Origin of the sequence: Methylophaga sp. UBA4204 (assembly GCF_002379485.1) — a bacterium.
In the GTDB taxonomy this organism is placed as follows: Bacteria; Pseudomonadota; Gammaproteobacteria; order Nitrosococcales; family Methylophagaceae; genus Methylophaga.
The window spans coordinates 1-1626 of record NZ_DFTU01000075.1; the positions used below are offsets into that span (position 1 = coordinate 1).

The following is a 1626-nucleotide window of genomic DNA, read 5'->3' on the forward strand; positions in this document are numbered from 1 at the left end:
AATTTGGCACTGCCGACAAAAGTGGTTTGGGGTTCTTTAAATGCCGCATTGCCCAGAATATGATCAGGATGGACATGCGTGTTGATGACATAGCAAATCGGTAAATCACTTTGTTTTCTGATGGATGCAAGTAATGATTTTCCTTCGAGATAACTGCCACCGGTGTCGATTACTGCAATGCAATCATTACCTATAATAAAACCGACATTGGCAATTTTGCCTTGATTTTCCTCATTGGCATCTTCATGTACGCCTTCATGGAAAAAAATGCCTTCTGACACCTCATTCACCACATAACCATTATCAGCATGTGATATTTGAGCCGTCACACTCGCCATCAATAAGCAGCATTTCATTAAAAATTTGACAGAATTTTTAGTTAGGTAAGGCATCGTCACCCTCCTTCGTTATCAGGCGTTAAAACACTTAAAGTGTTGGCTTCAGCATTTGTTTGACCTCAGAGATACTATTAGTGGGAAAACCACCCTTTTCGGCATGTTCTCTAATCGTATCGGCATCGGGTGCACGATAAATACAGTAAATTTTATCGTCGGTTACATAGCTCTCAACCCACTCGATTCGTGGGCCCATATCTTTTAATACACAGCAGGATGTCTCGGTAATCTGGTCAAACTCTGCTTGTGTCAAGTTACCTGCACCCGCAATCTCTCTTTCTATTACAAACTTTTTCATTGTTAATCTCCTTTTAAAAGCGACCGGTCGTCTTTTATTCGAGCCTAAAAAAAAGCCTTTTGGCTTTGCGTGATTAATTAGTGATGTAGTTATCCAGAAGTTCTGCAGTAAAGCGTTGCAAAGGGATAATGGATTGTTCAATTTTCATATGCAGTAATGCGCCCTGCCAGGCATCGAAAAGTAACCTTGCCATCGTTGCAGGCGAAATATCGGTACGCACAATTCCTTGTTGCTGTGCTGATAACAGCCCTTGTTCCAATAATGTGCAATATTGGTTAATCGCTGTTTTTAAGGCCTGACGACAAACATCACTGACACCACCGATCTCCCCCATCAAATCACCCAGTAAACAACCACCTTTGAAATCGGAGTTTTCCAGCTCTTGGGTCAAAGACTCAAAATAAGTTTTGATCGCGGCTAAGCCATCAAGCTCAGAATTGTTCAGGTAAGACTGTAACCGAGTTATAAACGGCTCAATATAATGCGTGATCGCTTCTGCCGTAAAATTCTCTTTACTCTCAAAATAACTATAAAAAGAACCTTTGGGCACATTCACAGTATCCAGCAGCAGCTTGACCCCGGTGCCATGATAACCGTGCATCATCATCAGTTGAATACCCTGATTGAGGATTTGTTCTCTTTTAAATTCTTTTAGATTTGCCATAGCATAAAAAATACGACCAGTCGTCTTTAAAGTCAAGTGACTGAGTGAAAAATTATCGGATAAACACCCTTAGGTAATGAACGACATATTAAAAAAAGTGATCAACTAAGCAATGTGAAATCTCATCGAGTCTTGATTAGTGCATTTTCAATCTCATTATCTTGACGAAGAAAGAAGAACAGACCTGGTACACACTGTGACTGGTTTATTTATAGATTGTTTTTGATTTTATTGCACATTGCTATTAACTGATTAACCTCAGTCTCATT

Annotated in this window: 3 protein-coding genes; all 3 read right to left on the minus strand. The window is 39.9% G+C overall.

Annotated features, from left to right (window positions below):
* Window positions 1-392, minus strand: a 392-nt coding sequence (locus B3182_RS10815; protein ID WP_292752732.1) for an MBL fold metallo-hydrolase, incomplete at its 3' end; no start/stop codon positions are given.
* Window positions 393-426: 34 nt separating this feature from the next.
* Window positions 427-693, minus strand: a complete 267-nt coding sequence (locus B3182_RS10820; protein ID WP_292356771.1) for a DUF4242 domain-containing protein — start codon at window positions 691-693, stop codon at window positions 427-429.
* Window positions 694-766: 73 nt separating this feature from the next.
* On the minus strand, window positions 767-1357 hold the full coding sequence (locus B3182_RS10825; RefSeq protein ID WP_292356770.1) for a TetR/AcrR family transcriptional regulator: 591 nt from the start codon (window positions 1355-1357) through the stop codon (window positions 767-769).
* Window positions 1358-1626 lie beyond the last annotated feature (269 nt).

Excerpts from the sequence above, each read along its gene's own strand:
- B3182_RS10820 (WP_292356771.1), bottom strand. The coding sequence starts at position 693 with ATGAAAAAGTTTGTAATAGAAAGAGAGATTGCGGGTGCAGGTAACTTG.
- B3182_RS10825 (WP_292356770.1), bottom strand. The coding sequence starts at position 1,357 with ATGGCAAATCTAAAAGAATTTAAAAGAGAACAAATCCTCAATCAGGGT.